Origin of the sequence: Peptacetobacter sp. AB800 (assembly GCF_047807365.1) — a bacterium.
GTDB lineage: Bacteria > Bacillota > Clostridia > Peptostreptococcales > Peptostreptococcaceae > Peptacetobacter.
Genome location: NZ_JBLOUI010000113.1, coordinates 1 through 309 on the forward strand (window position 1 = coordinate 1; position 309 = coordinate 309).

1 protein-coding gene is annotated in these 309 nt (G+C 34.6%); it reads left to right on the forward strand.

Going from position 1 to position 309, the window contains the following annotated elements:
- Window positions 1–291: transposase (locus tag ACK2WN_RS12380; RefSeq protein WP_416155704.1), on the forward strand; the 291-nt coding region annotated here is incomplete at its 5' end.
- Window positions 292–309 lie beyond the last annotated feature (18 nt).

The window sequence follows — 309 nt, forward strand, 5'->3', positions numbered from 1 at the left end:
AGTCAATTAGTTGCTTATGCAGGTCTTGATGTTTCAGTTAAACAATCTGGAGAATTTAATGCAATTAATTCAGCGAAACTATCTAAAAGAGGTTCTCCTTATTTAAGACGAGCAATTTGGTTAGCTTCAACTGTTGCTGCATTTAAAGACCCGGCTTTGTCTGTATATTATACAAATCTTCGTAATCGAGGGAAAGCTCACGGTACTGCGATGGGAGCTGTCGCTCGTAAATTAACCAATATAATATTTGCTGTTTTAAGAGATAACAAGCCTTATGTTCCTAATATTTAGTTTTAAATTTTAACTAGC